This is a genomic window from Paracoccus kondratievae, from assembly GCF_009301415.1.
Taxonomy (GTDB): Bacteria; Pseudomonadota; Alphaproteobacteria; order Rhodobacterales; family Rhodobacteraceae; genus Paracoccus; species Paracoccus kondratievae.
Genome location: NZ_CP045072.1, coordinates 306,700 through 322,081, shown reverse-complemented (window position 1 = coordinate 322,081; position 15,382 = coordinate 306,700). Strand labels below are relative to the sequence as shown.

The window sequence follows — 15,382 nt, the reverse complement described above, 5'->3', positions numbered from 1 at the left end:
GAAACTTGTAAACTCGCCGAACCGTGAAAGAGGTCACGATGAGCGCCCCCCCGCCCGAAGCAGTGAAAAAGTCCGTTCTGCTGAACGGGCTGACGCCCGAGATGCGCGACAAGCTGCTAAAGGACGCCCTGCGATGCAGCTATAGCGAGGGCGAGACGATTTTTCTGCAGGGCGATCCGGCGCGTTCGGTGTTCATCGTCCTGAATGGTTTCGTCAAACTGTCCCGGCTGACGCCCAGCGGGGCCGAGGCGGTGGTTGCGATTCTGGGCCGCAACCGCAGCTTTGCCGAGGCGATGGTGCTGCGCGGCGAACCCTATCCGGTCTCGGCCGAGGCGATCTCGGACTGCACGCTGCTGCAGATCGACGGCGCGCGGTTGCGTCAGTTCCTGCTGGAAAATCAGGAATTTGCCATCGGCCTTTTGGCATCGACCTTTGTGCATCTGCAGGGGCTGGTGGACCAGATCGAGCGGCTTAAGGCCCATACCGGCGTCCAGCGCGTGGCGCAGTTCCTGGCCGATCTGTCCGATGCCGAAAGCGGCGGCGCCGAGGTTCGCCTGCCCTATAACAAACGTCTCATCGCCGGGCACCTGGGTATGCAGCCCGAAAGCCTGTCGCGGGCCTTTGCCCGGCTGCGTCAGCATGGGGTCGAGGTCGAGGCCAACCGCGCTATCATCGCCGATATCGCCGGGTTGCGCGCGCTGGCGATGGATTAGCGCCGCGCAGGATCATAAGGCGTAAAGCCCCCAGATCAACACCAGCCAAAGCGCAAGAGGCAGGGTAAAGGCCGTCCTCCACTCCGGTGCGCGGTCAAGGTGCAGAAAACCCGACATGATCGCGCGGGCCTTAAGGAAAGCCAGCGCCACCAGTCCTGCTGCCACCACAGCGCCCGAGCCAAAAGACAGGGCCGTGGTCGCCGCCGTCAGCGCCAGAAGGGTCAGCCAGATGCGATGCAGATCCATCCCCTACCCCAGCAGATAAACCGGCGGCAGGATCAGCACCCAGACAAGATCGACCATATGCCAAAAGGCCGCGCCGGCCTGCACCTCTTCGGCACGCAGGCGGATTGCGACCAGCGCCAGAACCCCGATCCCAAAGAGCACATGCGCGGCGTGAAAACCGGTGATGAGATAGTAAAAGGTAAAGAACGGGTGGGTTTCAAGGCCAAGGCCTGCGCGCAGGTCGGCGGCATATTCGGCGATCTTGACCGCAAGAAAGCCCACCCCGCCCAAGGCCGCCAGCGCCAGCGTCATACGCGCCCGCCTGCGGTCGCCACGCCGGCAGGCACGCTCGGCCAGGGCTGCGCAAAAGCCCGAGGTGACAAGGATCGCCGTATTGAGCGCCGCCATCCATCCATGCAGCTGCGACTGCGCGGCGGCAAAGCCCGCGGGATCGGTCAGCCGCACCGCCGCCATCGCGGTAGCAGCCGCAGCAAAGACCAGCAGTTCCGAGGCGATCAGCACCCAGATCACCGGCTCTCCGGGAAGGTCCTGTATCCGCATCAGCGCACCAATTGCCGGTAGATCACCGGCAGCGCCGCCAGCAGCCGGTCTGGATGCGGGACAAGGGAAAAGCCCCCGGGCCCAAAGATACGTGGAAACCAGCTTTTCGCGTCGCGGTCGACGGTTATGCCATGAACCGCGTGTCCGGCGCGGCGGGCCTCACGCACGGCCATGGCGCTGTCCTCGATGCCGTGGCGGCCCTCATAGTGGTCAAGGTCGTTGGGCTTGCCGTCGGTGATGACCAGCAACAGCCTGCGACTACCCGACTGCCGTGCAAGCCCGGCCGAGGCATGGCGAATGCCCGCGCCCAACCGGGTGTAAAAGCGTGGACGCAGCCCGGCGATGCGCTGCTCGACTGCGACGCCCATTGGTTCATCGAAATCCTTGCAGGTGCTCAGAAATACCCGGTCGCGTTTCAGCGACGAAAAGGCGTTGATCGCGAAACGGTCGCCGCAGGCGTCCAGCCCCCAGGCCAGCGCCGCCAGTGCCTCTCGCTCAACCTCGATCACGGCGCGCCCGGTCACCGCGCTTTCCGTCGAGCGCGAAACATCAAGCAGGATCGACACCGCCAGATTGCGAGCAAGCGGCCGGGACTGGCGCCAGATGCGGTCGCTGCCCTGTCCGGTGGCACGCAGATCGGCGGCGGCGCGGACGGTCAGCTCGGCATCCAGATCATCCCCATCGCGGTGGCCGGTGGTGGTAAGGCGTCCCGGGCGCAAAGCCTCGAACTGGCGGCGCACGGCGCGGATGCGCGACTGCGCACGGGGGTCAGGCTGCGGTGCCTCGTCCTGTTCGGGCGCGCGGTTTTCCAGCACCCGCACATGGCTGGCCAGATAGCGCCCGCGCCGGGCGTCCCATTCGGGATAGGTATGAATGCCAGCGACTGCCTCAAGATCCGCATCCTCGGGCGCAAGATCGAGATGCAGCCGCAAACGCGTCGCCGGTGCCTTTGACACCTGGCCAAGGCCCAGTTCTTCCTGATCCTCGGCCGCCTTCTTCGCATCATCCTGGTCATCATCATCGACATGCCGGTTGAGATTCATCAGGTCGGCCCAGCTCAGCAGAGCCTCAAACTTATGCAGGATCAGGCTGTCGCGGCGCTGGGGCTGATCGCTTTGCCGTCGGCGGGCGCGAAAGATGCGCCCGTTGGCCGGATCGGCGGTGATACCGTCAGGCGCATCGCCGGGGGCGGCGGCCTCGGCCGTCTCGGGCGGCGCCAGATCGGGCCAAAGCGCCACGGGACGCATCGGACGATAGCCACGTGGGACCCGCTGCGCCGTGGGATCGTCTAACACCGCCAGCCAGTCACGGGCCAGACCCGGCAAAGGCGCGGGGTCGCCAAGCAAATGACGTATCAAAGCCTCGACTGCGGCCTCGGCGGGCGGCAGGGGGGCGACGGGGCGCAGGGTCAGGACCAGCCGGGACAGATCAGCGTAAAGTCCGGCCAGACCCGGCGCGTCCCTTAGCGTGGCATCGACCGCGCGTCGGGCCGCACCAAGCCGCGCAAGATCGCGGCACAGCGGATCGTCATACGCAGGCGTCAGGTCAGCATGGGCCGCGCAGGCCGCAAGCCACAGATACAGCGCCCCGTTCGCCTGCCGCGACGGCAAGGCCGACAGGCGTTCGGGCAGGCGCAGGATTTCGCCGTCAAAACTTGCGTGCGGGACTGTTTCGGCCACTGTGCCAAGCCGCCGCAGCCAGCCGATACGATGCGCAGATGAACGGGCAGCGGCGGGCCGGATCTCAACCGAGGCGCCGCCGCCCAAAGCGCGAAACAGCACCGCAAGCCTGCCCGAAACCTCGGCCAGCGCCACCGCCTGATCATCGAACTCTTGCGGGGCGCCAAAGCCGCTGGCCCAGACGTGCCAAAGCTTGCCGACAGTTTCCTCGGGCTCCCATGGTTCAAGGTGCAGACCCATGCCGCGACCCCTTAGCCAAAGATGGCCGCGACCAGATCGCGCAGCCCGCGCCTGACCTCGGCCTCGTCGGTCAGGGGCTCGATCATCGCCGCCTCGATGGCGCGGTCCAGCGCCATGCCACCGGCGATCAGACTGGCGGCATAGACCACCAGCCGGGTCGAGACGCCTTCTTCGAGGTCCTGGCCCTTTAGCCCGCGGATTTTGCCCGCCAGCCGCACCAACCCCAGCGTGCGGTCAGGATCAAGGCCGCTTTCGCGGGTGACGATCTCGGCCTCGCGGGTGGGTTCGGGAAAGTCGAACTCCATCGCCACGAAACGTTGCCGGGTCGAGGGTTTCAGGGTCTTGAGGATATTCTGGTAGCCCGGGTTATATGACGCGACCAGCATGAAACCGGGCGCGGCCTCGATCTCTTCTCCGGTGCGGTCGATGGGCAGGATGCGACGGTCATCGGTCAGCGGATGCAGGACGACAGTGACATCCTTGCGCGCCTCGACCACCTCGTCGAGATAGCAGATCGCACCCTCGCGCACAGCGCGGGTCAGGGGACCGTCGGTCCAGACCGTCTCGCCACCTTTCAGCAGATAGCGCCCGATCAGATCGGCCGCCGACAGGTCGTCATGACAGGCGACCGTATAAAGCGGCCGCCCCAGCCTCGCCGCCATATGGGCGACGAAACGCGTCTTGCCACAGCCGGTCGGCCCTTTCAGCAACACCGGCAGATCACGGGCGGCGGCGGCCTCGAACACCGCGACCTCGTCGCCCTGCGGCAGGTAGAAGGGGACATCCGCCCCCTTCCCTTCTGCGGGTTTCACATGCGCATTCATGGCTTACCCGGCCGTTTCCATATGGCCGTCCCTGTGCGTCTGCACCGGACCGGCGATCACAACCTCGCGCCGCGGGAAAAGCACAGCGTAGATAAAGAGCAGCGCCCCCAAGACCACTGCGACACCCGAGCCAAAGCGCATCCAGTAAAACAGCGCCAGCCCGTCCTGCACGTCCATGTAAAGGCCGCCCTCGACCCGCTGCAGATGGGTCTGCACCGTGCCTGCAAAGGTCAGCGTCACGGTCATGAACACCATCCCCGCCGACATCAGCCAGAACGAGGCCATGTTCAGCACCTGGTTATAGGGATCGCGCCCTTTCAGCACCGGCATGGTGTAGCTGACCAGCGCGAGCACAAGGCAGACATAGGCGCCGTAAAAGGCCAGGTGACCATGCGCTGCGGTGATCTGCGTGCCATGGGTATAATAGTTCACCCCATGCAGCGTATGCAGAAAGCCCCAGACCCCGGCACCGAAAAACGCCAGCACGGTGCAACCAAGGCTCCAAAGCAGGGCTGCCTTGTTTGGGTGGTCCCGCCGGCCTTTCCAGACCATGACGAAGGCAAAGGACATCATGGCAAAGAAGGGCACGATCTCGAAGCTGGAAAAGATCGAGCCGATCCATTGCCAATAGGCTGGCAGGCCGATCCAGTAGTAATGGTGCCCGGTACCAAGAATGCCCGAAAACAGCGCCGTGGCGACGATGACATAAAGCCATTTTTCGACCACCTCGCGGTCAACGCCGGTCAGCTTGAGCATCAGAAAGGCAAGGATGGCGGCCATGATCAGCTCCCACACGCCCTCGACCCACAGGTGAATGACCCACCACCAGTACTGCTTGTCGAGCACGAGGTTCGCCGGGTTGTAAAAGGCAAACAGCCACAGAAGCACCAGCCCCCACAGCCCCATCAGCAGGACGTTGGTCACCGCCGTCCGCCGCCCCTTCAGCGCGGTGACGCTGACGTTATACATAAAGATCACCGCCGCGACGGCGATGCCCAGCTTGACCCATTTGGGCTGTTCAAGAAATTCGCGCCCCTCTTTGCCAAGCAGCCAGTGCCCGTGAAAGAGGTCGAAAAGATAGGTCACGACCACGCCCAGCGTGCCCAGGACAAGGATGCCCAGCTGGATCCAGGCAAGCAGGGGCGAATGCAGCTCGCGCTCTGCCTCTTCGGGCAAGATGTAATAGGTCGCCCCGAAAAACCCGAGCAGCAGCCAGACGACAAGGCTGTTGGTGTGCAGCATCCGCGCGATGTTAAAGGGCAAAAGCTCGGACAGGAAATTCGGGCTGACATAGATCCAGCCCATGATCAGGCCAATCGTGACCTGCACGGCAAACAGCGCCATGGCCACCAGAAAATACGCATAGGCGATGCGTTGCGATTGATATCTCATCGTTGTTCCCCCTCAGCCAGCGTCGTTCGGCGGCCAGTTCTGGGTGTTGATCGTGCCGGTCCACAGCAGGAAATCGGTCAGCGCCCGGTATTCCTCATCCGTCAGCTCGAACCGGGGCATCTGGCGGCGCCCCTCGATCCCCGAGGGCATGGATTCCATCCAGCCGCGCAGGGTCTCGACAGCGGCTTCGGGATCGTCCTGCACGCCCCAGCGCCGCATGACATTGCCAAGCTCGGGCGCGAAATAGGCACCTTCGCCCAGCAAAGTATGGCAGTCGATACAGGCGTTACGTTCCCACACGTGCTTGCCGAGAACGACCGAAGGCGTAAGCTGGGCCTCATCCACGGCCTTGGTGCGGGCGTAGATGTGGCTGTGTATGGTCAATGCGCCAAAGACCAGAAAAAAGAATATGGACCCGCCGTAGAAGACGTTCCGGGCCATGTTCTTGGTCATGATGTCGCTCATGACGCGGGTCCCCATCAGTTATTGTCAGATATTTCCTGACTGGACCCGGGGGACGAGTCGTTCATTGATGAAAGTCAAGCGTGGCAGGTGGCCGGCATTTTCCCCGAAAATTCCGCGCCCTGCGCTGGGACGGCAAGCTCGATCCGGCAGCCGGGCAGACGCCTCAGCGCCCCACAGGCAGCATCGGGCTGCATCAGGCACAGCGCGGTGGACAGCCCGTCCGCCATTGCCGCAGTCGCCGCGCTGACCGAGATCGTGTCCCACAACACCCCACCCCCGCCCGGCGCAAGGATATGAGGCAACCCGCGCGGCCCGATCAGCGTGCCCGCAGGCGAAGAAGTCGCCACCGCCCGGTCGCACAGGCGAATGCGGCGATAGGCAGCCCCCGCCGTATCGGCCAAAGTCACCGGCCAGCGGCGCGTGCCAAGCGCCCGGATTTCGCCCGTGTCGATCAGCAGATCGGTCAGGTCGTGACGCACCGCCGCCCCGGCCAGCCGGTCGGCAGCCCACCCCTGCGCCAACCCGTTAAAAGTCAGGGCCATGCCGGGGCGGGTCAGCCGCACCTCGGTCCGCGACCATCTGACCGCGTCCCATCCAACCAGCGTGCGGGCAGTCGTCTCATCCTCGCCCCGCGCCCGCACCACCCACAGGGGCTGCACAGTCGGGTCAAAAGCGCCCCCCGTCGCCTCATGCAGCCGCCCGGAAAGCGTCAGCAGTTCGATCATCCCCGGCGCGGGAAAGCGCAACCGCCCGTCCCGGTTCAGCCGGGTCAGATCCGAATCGCGATGCAGCGAGAACAGGCTTTCGACATGGGCAAGAACCCGCGCCGCCTCGCCAAAAAAACTGCGCGTCTGCGTGGGGCTGGCACCCCGGAGCCGCAGCGTGACATCGGCCCCCATGGCGCGACCCCGCCATTCCTGGGGCGCAGCCCATGCCCGGGCGGGCAAGGCGGCGCAGGCGGTGACAAGCAGAAAGCGGCGGCGGTTCATGGCGCATCTCCGGGACTTGCAGCCGTTCGGGCGCGGCGTTTCAGCACAGGACAGGTGCCGGGGTCGTTCATCACCACCTGACAACGCAGGCACAGCACGCATTCATTGGGATTGATCCGCCCCAGCGGGTCGATGGCGCCGACGGTGCATTTCACCTCGCACAGCCGACATTCGCGCCCGCATTGCGGACGGCGGCGCAGCCAGTCAAAGATCTTGAGCTTGGCGGGAATCGCCAGTCCCGCCCCAAGCGGGCACAGATAGCGACAGTAAAAACGCTCGATGAACAGCCCGCCCGCCAGCACCGCCAACGCGAACAGCACAAAGGGCCATGCGCGCAGGAAACGCATCGAGATCACCGTCTTGAACGGTTCGGCCTCGGCAAGGATCAGCGCCTGCTCCATGCTGTAAAAACTCAGCGCGACGATGGCGACAAACAGCGTGTATTTGATCACCCACAGCCGTTCGTGCAGGGCCTGAGGCAAAGCAATCTGGCGCACCCCCAGCCTTTGCGCGACAGCATTCGTCAGCTCCTGCAGCGCACCAAAAGGGCACAGCCAGCCGCAGAACACACCGCGGCCCCAGAAAAGCAACCCCAGCGCCACGGCGGACCAGATCAGAAAAATGATCGGCTCGATCAGAAACGTCTCCCACCGGAACCCGGACAGAAGCGCATTCAGAAAGGCCACCACCTGCACGACTGAAAGCTGGCCGTTCAGCCCCCAGCCAAGCACCAATAGCGTCACCGTCAGATAGCCCAGCCGCACCCGGCGCCACAAAAGGGGCCTGCGCACCAGCGCCTCTTGCCCGAAAAGGATCAGCGCCAGCACCAGCAGCATTGCGCCGACGATGGCGATGCCGGGCACCTTGTCCCGCCAGAACTCCTGCCACAGCGGCACGGCAGGTGGATCGGTCAGGATATAAGCCTCTGACAGGCGAATCGTGGCGCGGACCGGTAGCACCGCCTCACCCCCCGCCGCCAAGGGCCGGGTTGCTGTCACGACCAGATCAAAGGGCTGACGCGGATCGATGCCCCCGGCAACGGGGTCGATGTTCAGCCGGAACAGGCTCATTTCCCTGAACTCGGGCGCGTCCGGCAAGGCCAGCTTTTCAATCATGGTGAAATCGCCGTCGCCGGGCCCGATACGCAGCGCGCCCTGTTCAAAGGCGATACGCTCAAACCGGCCCGAGCGGTGCCATTCAGTCCCACGTGGACTGTAAAGCCCGCGCGACAGCACCGCGACCAGCGCCTGACCGGGTTGCAGCGCGCCTGCGGCGGCGGTGAATTCGCGCGCACCCAGCAGGTTGCGACCCACGGTCGGCGGGTCGATCAGCCCGGCATAAAGATCCAGATAGGGCGCGTCCGACGGCTGGACCGGTACTTTGGCCCCGGCAAAGGCGCGCGCTGCATCGGCCATCGAGACAACGGCATGAGCCAACGCCCCCTCAGCCATCAGATCGGCCCATGTGGCGGGGCGGTAGGTAACGCGGTCGATCCCGCCCCCGCCGACCCCCTGAGCCTGCGCCAGTACCCGGGCGCTGCGCAAAATGCCGTCGCGGATCACCCCGGTCGAGACGGTGGCGCGCGAGATCACCTCGGGCAGCGCACTGTCCCAGCCCGGGGGCTGCGACAGGTCGACGCCCCGGAAGCCGTCCACATAGGCGGCGATATGCGCGTCCGAGATGCCAAGACTCAGCACAGGCTCGGTCTGGCGAACCAGCAGCGCACCGGCGATAATACCCTGTGGTGTGACCGCGACCAGCACATCCAGCGGCTTGCCGGAATAGCCAGTGGTTGCCGCGATTTCCCAGGTCGAGCCTATCATGCCCAGCGCCCGGCCCTCACGGCTGACACCCCAGCCGGGCACCGGCGTTTCGCGGCGGTCCAGCACCACTGGCACATCCGCCCCGAAAAGTGCCTGCGCCTGCACCGCATCGGGGGCGGCAGGCGGCGCGGCCCACATGGGCAGGCTCAGCAAGATCAGTGCGATCAGTGCCAAAAGCAGGCGGCAAGGTGCGAAAGGATGGTGTCCGGGCATAAAGGTCCGCGTCCCAGGTCTTTGCCCGCTGATCGCCGAAATGCCGCACCCCGGCCTTAACATAGATCAAAGCCGCTGGCGCGAAATCCGCTCAGGAACAGCGTGAACGCGCGCCAGCAAATAGGAAAGCCAGATGAGACAAAGGACTTTCTTCGCCAGACCCGGCCTGATGGCCTCGGCAGCCCTGGCCCTTGTCCTTGGGCCGCTTGCGGTCTCTGCGCAAGAGCAGGCCCCGCCGGCCAAAGACCCTGCCGCCGCACTTGAGGATCACAAGACCAAGACAGACAACCGCTACGAGCCCTCGCTCGACAATCTCGCACAGCAAGAGGTAGCCGCCCCCGGCGCGCCCGAGGGCATCCCGGCGTTGAGCGAGGCGCAGTATAACGAGGCCAACAAGATCTATTTCGAACGCTGCGCCGGCTGCCACGGCGTGCTGCGCAAGGGCGCGACCGGCAAGGCGCTGACCCCCGACCTGACGCGTGAGCTGGGCTTTGACTATCTGCAAAGCTTTATCACCTATGGCTCCCCGGCGGGGATGCCGAACTGGGGCACCTCGGGCCAGCTTTCGCCCGAACAGGTCGACCTGATGGCGAATTACCTGCTGCTGGACCCCGCTGCTCCGCCGGAATTCGGCATGAAAGAGATGCGCGAAACCTGGAAGGTCCACGTTCCCCCGGAACAGCGCCCGGCCAAGCAGGAAAACGACTGGGATCTTGAGAACCTCTTTAGCGTCACACTGCGGGACGCAGGCCAGATCGCGCTGATCGACGGCGCAAGCTATGAGATCAAGTCGATACTCGACACCGGCTATGCGGTCCATATCAGCCGCATGTCCGCCTCGGGCCGTTATCTGTTCGTCATCGGCCGCGACGGCAAGGTCAACATGATCGACCTGTGGATGAAAGAACCGACCACCGTGGCCGAGATCAAGATCGGGTCGGAAGCGCGCTCGATCGAGACCTCGAAGATGGAGGGCTGGGAGGACAAATACGCCATCGCCGGGGCCTACTGGCCACCGCAATATGTCATCATGGACGGCGAAACGCTGGAACCGATGAAGATCCAGTCCACGCGCGGCATGATCTATGACGAGCAGGAATACCACCCCGAGCCGCGCGTTGCCGCGATCCTGGCCAGCCATTACCGGCCCGAGTTCATCGTTAACGTCAAGGAAACGGGCAAGATCCTGCTGGTCGATTACACCGACCTCAGGAACCTCAAGACCACCGAGATCGAGGCCGAACGTTTCCTGCATGACGGTGGGTTGGACGGCTCGCACCGTTACTTCATCACCGCCGCCAATGCCCGCAACAAGCTGGTGGTGATCGACACCAAGGAAGGCAAGCTCGTCTCGATCGAGGATACCGGCGGCCAGACCCCGCACCCGGGGCGGGGCGCGAACTTTGTCCACCCGACCTTTGGCCCGGTCTGGGCGACCTCGCATATGGGCGACGATTCGGTGGCGCTGATCGGCACCGATCCCGAGGGCCATCCCGACAACGCGTGGAAGATCCTCGACAGCTTCCCGGCGTTGGGGGGCGGGTCACTGTTCATCAAGACGCATCCGAAATCGCAGCACCTTTATGTAGACGCGCCGCTGAACCCCGAGGCCGAAATCTCGGGCTCGGTCGCGGTGTTTGACACCAAGGCGCTGACGGGCGACGGCTCGGACCCCGAATTCACGACGCTGCCCATCGCCGAATGGGCGGGCATCACCGAGGGCCAGCCTCGCGTCGTTCAGGGTGAGTTCAACAAGGACGGTACCGAAATCTGGTTCAGCGTCTGGAACAGCAAGGACCAGGAATCGGCGCTTGTCGTCGTGGACGACCAGACGCTGGAGCTTAAGCACGTCATCAAGGACAAGCGGCTGATAACCCCGACCGGCAAGTTCAACGTCTATAACACCATGACCGACACCTATTGATCAGCACGGTTGCAACCACAGGCAGGGGCGTTCGCGCCCCTGCCCCGGCAGCATTTCAATGGGGGTTCGGACATGGCCGGCAAGACGGTGACGAATGGGGCCGCGCGTTGCGGCCTGAACGGCGCGGCGCTGGACAGGCCGCAACAGGGCAAGACGGGCATGGGCCGCGTCGATCTGATCGGTGCGGGCCCGGGCGATCCCGAGCTGCTGACACTGCGGGCACTGCGGCTTTTGCAGCAGGCGGACGTGGTGGTCCATGACCGGCTGGTCTCGGCCGAGGTGATGGCCTGCGTTCCGGCCCATGTCCGCCGCATCCCCGTGGGCAAGGCGGCAGGGTTTCACCCTGTTCCGCAAGAACAGATCAACGCCCTGCTTGTCGAGCTGGCACGCTCGGGCCTGACCGTGGCGCGGCTCAAGGGCGGAGATCCGACGATCTTTGGCCGTGGTGGCGAAGAGTTTGAGGCCGTGACCCGCGCGGGCATCCCCTGCGACTATATACCCGGCATCACCGCGGCACAGGGTGCGGCGGCCTCGGCCCGGTTTCCGCTGACACATCGCGGACTTGCGACCGGGCTGCGCCATGTCACCGGCCACCGGGCACGGGATGCGGCGCTGGATCTGGACTGGGCGTCTCTTGCCGATCCGCAGACCACGCTTGCCGTCTATATGGGCGCGGCGAACTTGGCCGAGATAGCGCGGGAACTGATCCGCCACGGCATGCCCTCCGACCTGCCGGTGCTTGCCGTTTCGCAAGCCAGCACCCCGCAGGAAAAGCGGCTGCTTGCGACATTGCAGGATATCGCTGCGGCGCTGGCACGCAAGCCGCTGCCCACCCCGGTCCTGTTCATCATCGGCCATGTCGCAGCCATGGCCGATGACTGCGACCTGCCCCATGAATCCTACCGTCCGGAATGGCGGCTGGTGGCGCATGGCTAGGCTGGCGCTCATGCCCATGCTTCTGGCCGGGGCGGCAATGGCAGCCCCGCCCGATGCCACGCGGCAGGATGAATTGCGCCATCTGGTGCGGCAGGATTGCGGCTCGTGCCACGGGCTGCGCCGTACCGGCGGCCTTGGCCGCCCTATCACACCCGAGGCACTGGCAGAGCGCGAACCCGGAGATCTGGCCGAGGTCATCCTGGACGGCCTGCCCGGCACAGCGATGCCCGGCTGGCGCCCCCTGCTGACCGAGGATGAGGCGCGCTGGATCGCCGATTACCTGATGAAGACGGAGACGGAATGATGCTCAAGGCTGTTCTTGCCGCCCTCATGCTTACCATCACCCCGGCCCAGGCCGATGAGCTACGCGGCACTGGCGATCTGGGGCTGATCGTCGAGCGTGAAACAGGCTCGCTGCTGGTGGTGGACCGCAGCGAACGCGCCGCACTTGGCCGGATCGAGGGGCTTGGCGATCTGTCCCATGCCAGCCTCGTCTATTCCCCGGACGAACGTTTCGCCTATGTCTTTGGCCGCGACGGCGGGTTGACCAAGGTCGATATCCTGACCCGTCAGGTGGTCCGGCGCGTGGTGCAGGCCGGCAATTCGATCGGGGGCGCCATCTCGGACGATGGGCAGCTGATCGCTGTGGCGAATTACGAACCGGGGGGCGTGCGGGTCTTTGACGCCGAAACGCTGGAACTGGTTGCCGATGTGCCGATGGGGTCGAAAACCGTGGGCATCGCGGACGCACCCGGTTCGCGCTTTATCGTTGCCACCTGGGACACGGGCGAAGTCTGGATCATCGACCACTCGCACAGCCCGGCACAGCCCGGAATCACCCGGCTCAAGGGTATCGGCGCCAACCCCTATGACGCGCTGCTGACCAGCGACGGGCGGCGCTATATCGTCGGGCTTTTCGGCGAAAAGGGGCTGACGCAGATCGACCTGTGGCAGGATCCGCCCGAGGTTACACGCTTTCTGCCCGATTACGGCCGCGACCAGCCCGATATGCCGGTCTACAAGATGCCGCATCTTCAGGGCTGGACGCTGGCCGATGGCGTCTTTGCCCTGCCCGCCGTCGGGCTGCACCAGCTGCTATGGGTTGATGCCGACAGCCTGACCGAGATTGCCCGCACCGAACTTGCCGGTCAGCCGGTCTTTGCACTTGCCCGCCCCGACAGGCGCGAGGTCTGGGTGAATTTCGCCCCGCCGGACAATGACAAGCTGCAGGTCGTCAACACCCTGACCCATGAGGTTCTGGATACCCTGACCCCCGGCAAGGGTGTGCTGCACATGGAGTTCGCCCCGCGCGGGCGTGAGGTCTGGCTGTCGGTCCGCGACGAGAACCGGGTCGAAATCCGCGACACCCGCAGCCGCGAGGTTCTGGGCGAAATCGAGGCTCGTGCGCCTTCGGGGATCTTCTTTACCGACCGCGCACACAGGACGGGGCTTTGACATGGAAGATCTGGATCTGCGCATGCTCGACGGCTTTCAGCGCGACCTGCCGCTGGTGCCCCGTCCCTTTGCCGCCATGGCCCGCCGGCTCGACACAAGCGAGGCCGGGGTGATCGCCCGCCTCACCCGCCTGCAGGCCGAAGGTATCGTCTCGCGCGTAGGCGCCACCTGCCGGCCGAACACCGCCGCCGCCTCGACGCTGGCCGCGCTGCAAGTACCCGCGCGGCGGATTGAAGAGGTCGCGGCAATGGTCGGGACAGAGCCCGGCGTCAACCATTCATACCTTCGCGAGGACGACTGGAACCTGTGGTTCGTCGCCACCGCCCCGGATGCCGAGGCGCTGGCGGCAAGCCTTGCGCGGATCGAGACCGCGACCGGCCTTTCCGTCCTGTCCCTGCCGCTGGTGCGCGCCTTCAACATCGACCTTGGCTTCCCCCTGACCGGCGCGCGCCGGGCGATGGCGCTGGACCGGCCTGCCGATCTGGAGGCGCTGCGCCCACGCGACAAGCCGCTGATGCAGGCGCTGTCCTCGGGTCTGGCGCTGATACCGCGCCCCTTCGTCGCGCTGGGGCAGGCCCTGCATCGCAGCGAGGCCGAGATCATCTCGCGCATCCGCGCCCTGGCCGAAGCGCGCCTGCTGACCCGGGTCGGCGTGATCGTCAAGCACCGCGCCCTTGGCTGGACGCAGAATGCCATGGTCGTCTGGCGCCTGCCCGACACCGCGGTCGAGGCCGCAGGCACCGCTTTGGCGGGGGTGCCGGGCGTTACGCTGTGCTATCAGCGGCAATCGGTGCCGGGACGCTGGAGCTGGCCGCTCTTTTGCATGATACACGCGCGTTCCCGTGCCGAGGCGATGGAGGTGCTGGCCCAAGCCCGCGCCCTGCCCGCACTGATGAATGTCCCGCATCGCATCCTGTTCTCGACCCGTTGCTTTCGCCAGCGCGGGGCCACCATCACCGGGATCGCCGCATGAAGAACCTTCGACGCCACAGCCTGCCACCCGAGGCATTGGACACGGCTGACCGCGCCATTCTCAACACGCTGCAAGAGGGTTTTCCCCTGACGCCCCGCCCCTTTGACGACGCAGGCGCGACGCTGGGGCTGACCGGCGCCCAGCTGATTACACGGCTGCAACGGCTGCGCGAGATCGGTGCGATTACCCGCTTTGGCCCGTTTTTCGATGCAGAGGCGATGGGCGGGGCATTCTGCCTTTGTGCGCTTTCGGTGCCGGAGCCGGATTTCGACCGCATCGCCGCGCTGGTGAACGCCCACGCCGAGGTCGCCCATAATTACGCCCGCGACCATGCACTGAACATGTGGTTCGTGCTTGCCACCCCTACACCCGAAGGCATCGCCAGGACCGCCCACAGGATCGAGGCCGAGACCGGGTTGACCGTATGGCAGTTCCCAAAGCTGCGCGAATTTTTCATCGGCTTTCGGGTGACGGCATGACAAGGCTGGACGATACCGACCGCCGGCTGATCGCGGCTACTCAGGCCGGGCTGCCTCTGGTTCAGGCTCCCTATGCCTGCATAGCCGCCGATCTGGGCTTGACCGAGGCGCAGGTCATCGACCGGCTTTCCCAACTGCAAGCGCGCGGGGTGATCCGCCGCATCGCCCTGGCCCCCAATCATTACGCGCTGGGGATGACCGCGAACGGCATGAGCGTCTGGGACGTCGAGGATAAAGTGGCCGGGACCTTAGGCGAAATGATCGGCGCACTTGATTTCGTCAGCCATTGCTATCTGCGCCCGCGTGCACCGGTCTGGCGCTACAACCTTTTTGCCATGCTGCACGGGAAAAGCCGCACCGAGGTCGAGAACAAGCGCACCCGGATCCGCGCCCTGCTCGGCCCCGCCTGTCTGGCCGACGACATCCTTTACTCCACCCGCATTCTGAAGAAAACCGGCCTGCGTCTTCGGGACGGCCAAGAAAGGTAAACC

General features: G+C 65.1%; 16 protein-coding genes. 8 read left to right on the top strand and 8 right to left on the bottom strand.

Features of this window, described 5'->3' with window-relative positions; translation table 11 throughout:
- Window positions 1-38: 38 nt before the first annotated feature.
- Window positions 39-713, top strand: coding sequence for a Crp/Fnr family transcriptional regulator (locus F8A10_RS01660; RefSeq protein ID WP_010393279.1), 675 nt, complete (start codon window positions 39-41; stop codon window positions 711-713).
- A 12-nt stretch (window positions 714-725) separates the two neighbouring features.
- Here the strand turns inward: F8A10_RS01660 and F8A10_RS01655 are convergent, their stop codons facing one another.
- From F8A10_RS01655 to F8A10_RS01620, 8 genes are all read right to left on the bottom strand, one after another.
- A complete protein-coding gene (locus F8A10_RS01655) occupies window positions 726-959 on the bottom strand; it encodes a cytochrome C oxidase subunit IV family protein (RefSeq protein WP_010393283.1) in 234 nt (77 codons plus the stop codon).
- 3 nt (window positions 960-962) lie between these two features.
- Window positions 963-1,499 (bottom strand): cytochrome c oxidase subunit 3, encoded by a 537-nt coding sequence (locus tag F8A10_RS01650; RefSeq protein WP_010393287.1) that lies wholly within the window; start codon window positions 1,497-1,499, stop codon window positions 963-965.
- Window positions 1,499-3,418: a nitric oxide reductase activation protein NorD gene (locus tag F8A10_RS01645; protein WP_152366548.1), complete on the bottom strand. Its 1,920-nt coding sequence runs from the start codon at window positions 3,416-3,418 to the stop codon at window positions 1,499-1,501. Before F8A10_RS01645 ends, F8A10_RS01650 begins: the two co-directional genes overlap by 1 nt.
- A gap of 11 nt (window positions 3,419-3,429) precedes the next feature.
- Window positions 3,430-4,242 carry a CbbQ/NirQ/NorQ/GpvN family protein gene (locus F8A10_RS01640; RefSeq protein WP_010393291.1) on the bottom strand — a complete coding sequence of 271 codons (813 nt, stop codon included), beginning with the start codon at window positions 4,240-4,242 and terminating at the stop codon, window positions 3,430-3,432.
- Window positions 4,243-4,245: 3 nt separating this feature from the next.
- Window positions 4,246-5,634 carry a cbb3-type cytochrome c oxidase subunit I gene (locus tag F8A10_RS01635; RefSeq protein ID WP_152366547.1) on the bottom strand — a complete coding sequence of 463 codons (1,389 nt, stop codon included), beginning with the start codon at window positions 5,632-5,634 and terminating at the stop codon, window positions 4,246-4,248.
- 12 nt (window positions 5,635-5,646) lie between these two features.
- Window positions 5,647-6,099: a c-type cytochrome gene (locus tag F8A10_RS01630; RefSeq protein WP_010393297.1), complete on the bottom strand. Its 453-nt coding sequence runs from the start codon at window positions 6,097-6,099 to the stop codon at window positions 5,647-5,649.
- A gap of 74 nt (window positions 6,100-6,173) precedes the next feature.
- The gene (locus tag F8A10_RS01625; protein ID WP_152366546.1) at window positions 6,174-7,088 is read right to left on the bottom strand and encodes an FAD:protein FMN transferase; all 915 of its coding nucleotides are present in this window, start codon (window positions 7,086-7,088) and stop codon (window positions 6,174-6,176) included.
- Window positions 7,085-9,124 carry a NosR/NirI family protein gene (locus F8A10_RS01620; protein ID WP_152366545.1) on the bottom strand — a complete coding sequence of 680 codons (2,040 nt, stop codon included), beginning with the start codon at window positions 9,122-9,124 and terminating at the stop codon, window positions 7,085-7,087. The genes F8A10_RS01625 and F8A10_RS01620 overlap by 4 nt, the downstream gene beginning before the upstream one ends.
- Before the next feature lie 133 nt (window positions 9,125-9,257).
- On the opposite strand from F8A10_RS01620, the gene F8A10_RS01615 reads away from it, so the two are divergent.
- From F8A10_RS01615 to ahbB (F8A10_RS01585), 7 genes are all read left to right on the top strand, one after another.
- Entirely contained in the window at window positions 9,258-11,048 is a 1,791-nt protein-coding gene (locus F8A10_RS01615) for a nitrite reductase (protein WP_010393302.1), read from the top strand.
- 72 nt (window positions 11,049-11,120) lie between these two features.
- Window positions 11,121-11,984 (top strand): uroporphyrinogen-III C-methyltransferase, encoded by an 864-nt coding sequence (gene cobA / locus F8A10_RS01610; protein ID WP_152366544.1) that lies wholly within the window; start codon window positions 11,121-11,123, stop codon window positions 11,982-11,984.
- Complete coding sequence (locus F8A10_RS01605; protein WP_085501371.1) at window positions 11,977-12,288, top strand: c-type cytochrome; 312 nt, start codon at window positions 11,977-11,979, stop codon at window positions 12,286-12,288. Before cobA ends, F8A10_RS01605 begins: the two co-directional genes overlap by 8 nt.
- Window positions 12,285-13,439 (top strand): cytochrome D1 domain-containing protein, encoded by a 1,155-nt coding sequence (locus tag F8A10_RS01600; protein ID WP_152366543.1) that lies wholly within the window; start codon window positions 12,285-12,287, stop codon window positions 13,437-13,439. The genes F8A10_RS01605 and F8A10_RS01600 overlap by 4 nt, the downstream gene beginning before the upstream one ends.
- Before the next feature lies 1 nt (window position 13,440).
- Window positions 13,441-14,412 carry a siroheme decarboxylase subunit beta gene (gene ahbB / locus F8A10_RS01595; protein WP_152366542.1) on the top strand — a complete coding sequence of 324 codons (972 nt, stop codon included), beginning with the start codon at window positions 13,441-13,443 and terminating at the stop codon, window positions 14,410-14,412.
- Window positions 14,409-14,891 (top strand): Lrp/AsnC family transcriptional regulator, encoded by a 483-nt coding sequence (locus tag F8A10_RS01590; RefSeq protein ID WP_085501374.1) that lies wholly within the window; start codon window positions 14,409-14,411, stop codon window positions 14,889-14,891. Before ahbB (F8A10_RS01595) ends, F8A10_RS01590 begins: the two co-directional genes overlap by 4 nt.
- Entirely contained in the window at window positions 14,888-15,379 is a 492-nt protein-coding gene (gene ahbB / locus F8A10_RS01585) for a siroheme decarboxylase subunit beta (RefSeq protein ID WP_152366541.1), read from the top strand. The genes F8A10_RS01590 and ahbB (F8A10_RS01585) overlap by 4 nt, the downstream gene beginning before the upstream one ends.
- Window positions 15,380-15,382 lie beyond the last annotated feature (3 nt).

Coding starts and splice junctions, on each gene's coding strand:
- ahbB (WP_152366542.1), top strand. CDS start 13,441: ATGGAAGATCTGGATCTGCGCATGCTCGACGGCTTTCAGCGCGACCTG.
- F8A10_RS01600 (WP_152366543.1), top strand. CDS start 12,285: ATGATGCTCAAGGCTGTTCTTGCCGCCCTCATGCTTACCATCACCCCG.
- F8A10_RS01635 (WP_152366547.1), bottom strand. CDS start 5,634: ATGAGATATCAATCGCAACGCATCGCCTATGCGTATTTTCTGGTGGCC.
- cobA (WP_152366544.1), top strand. CDS start 11,121: ATGGCCGGCAAGACGGTGACGAATGGGGCCGCGCGTTGCGGCCTGAAC.
- F8A10_RS01640 (WP_010393291.1), bottom strand. CDS start 4,242: ATGAATGCGCATGTGAAACCCGCAGAAGGGAAGGGGGCGGATGTCCCC.
- F8A10_RS01620 (WP_152366545.1), bottom strand. CDS start 9,124: ATGCCCGGACACCATCCTTTCGCACCTTGCCGCCTGCTTTTGGCACTG.
- F8A10_RS01615 (WP_010393302.1), top strand. CDS start 9,258: ATGAGACAAAGGACTTTCTTCGCCAGACCCGGCCTGATGGCCTCGGCA.
- F8A10_RS01645 (WP_152366548.1), bottom strand. CDS start 3,418: ATGGGTCTGCACCTTGAACCATGGGAGCCCGAGGAAACTGTCGGCAAG.
- F8A10_RS01605 (WP_085501371.1), top strand. CDS start 11,977: ATGGCTAGGCTGGCGCTCATGCCCATGCTTCTGGCCGGGGCGGCAATG.
- F8A10_RS01660 (WP_010393279.1), top strand. CDS start 39: ATGAGCGCCCCCCCGCCCGAAGCAGTGAAAAAGTCCGTTCTGCTGAAC.
- F8A10_RS01630 (WP_010393297.1), bottom strand. CDS start 6,099: ATGAGCGACATCATGACCAAGAACATGGCCCGGAACGTCTTCTACGGC.
- F8A10_RS01625 (WP_152366546.1), bottom strand. CDS start 7,088: ATGAACCGCCGCCGCTTTCTGCTTGTCACCGCCTGCGCCGCCTTGCCC.
- ahbB (WP_152366541.1), top strand. CDS start 14,888: ATGACAAGGCTGGACGATACCGACCGCCGGCTGATCGCGGCTACTCAG.
- F8A10_RS01655 (WP_010393283.1), bottom strand. CDS start 959: ATGGATCTGCATCGCATCTGGCTGACCCTTCTGGCGCTGACGGCGGCG.
- F8A10_RS01590 (WP_085501374.1), top strand. CDS start 14,409: ATGAAGAACCTTCGACGCCACAGCCTGCCACCCGAGGCATTGGACACG.
- F8A10_RS01650 (WP_010393287.1), bottom strand. CDS start 1,499: ATGCGGATACAGGACCTTCCCGGAGAGCCGGTGATCTGGGTGCTGATC.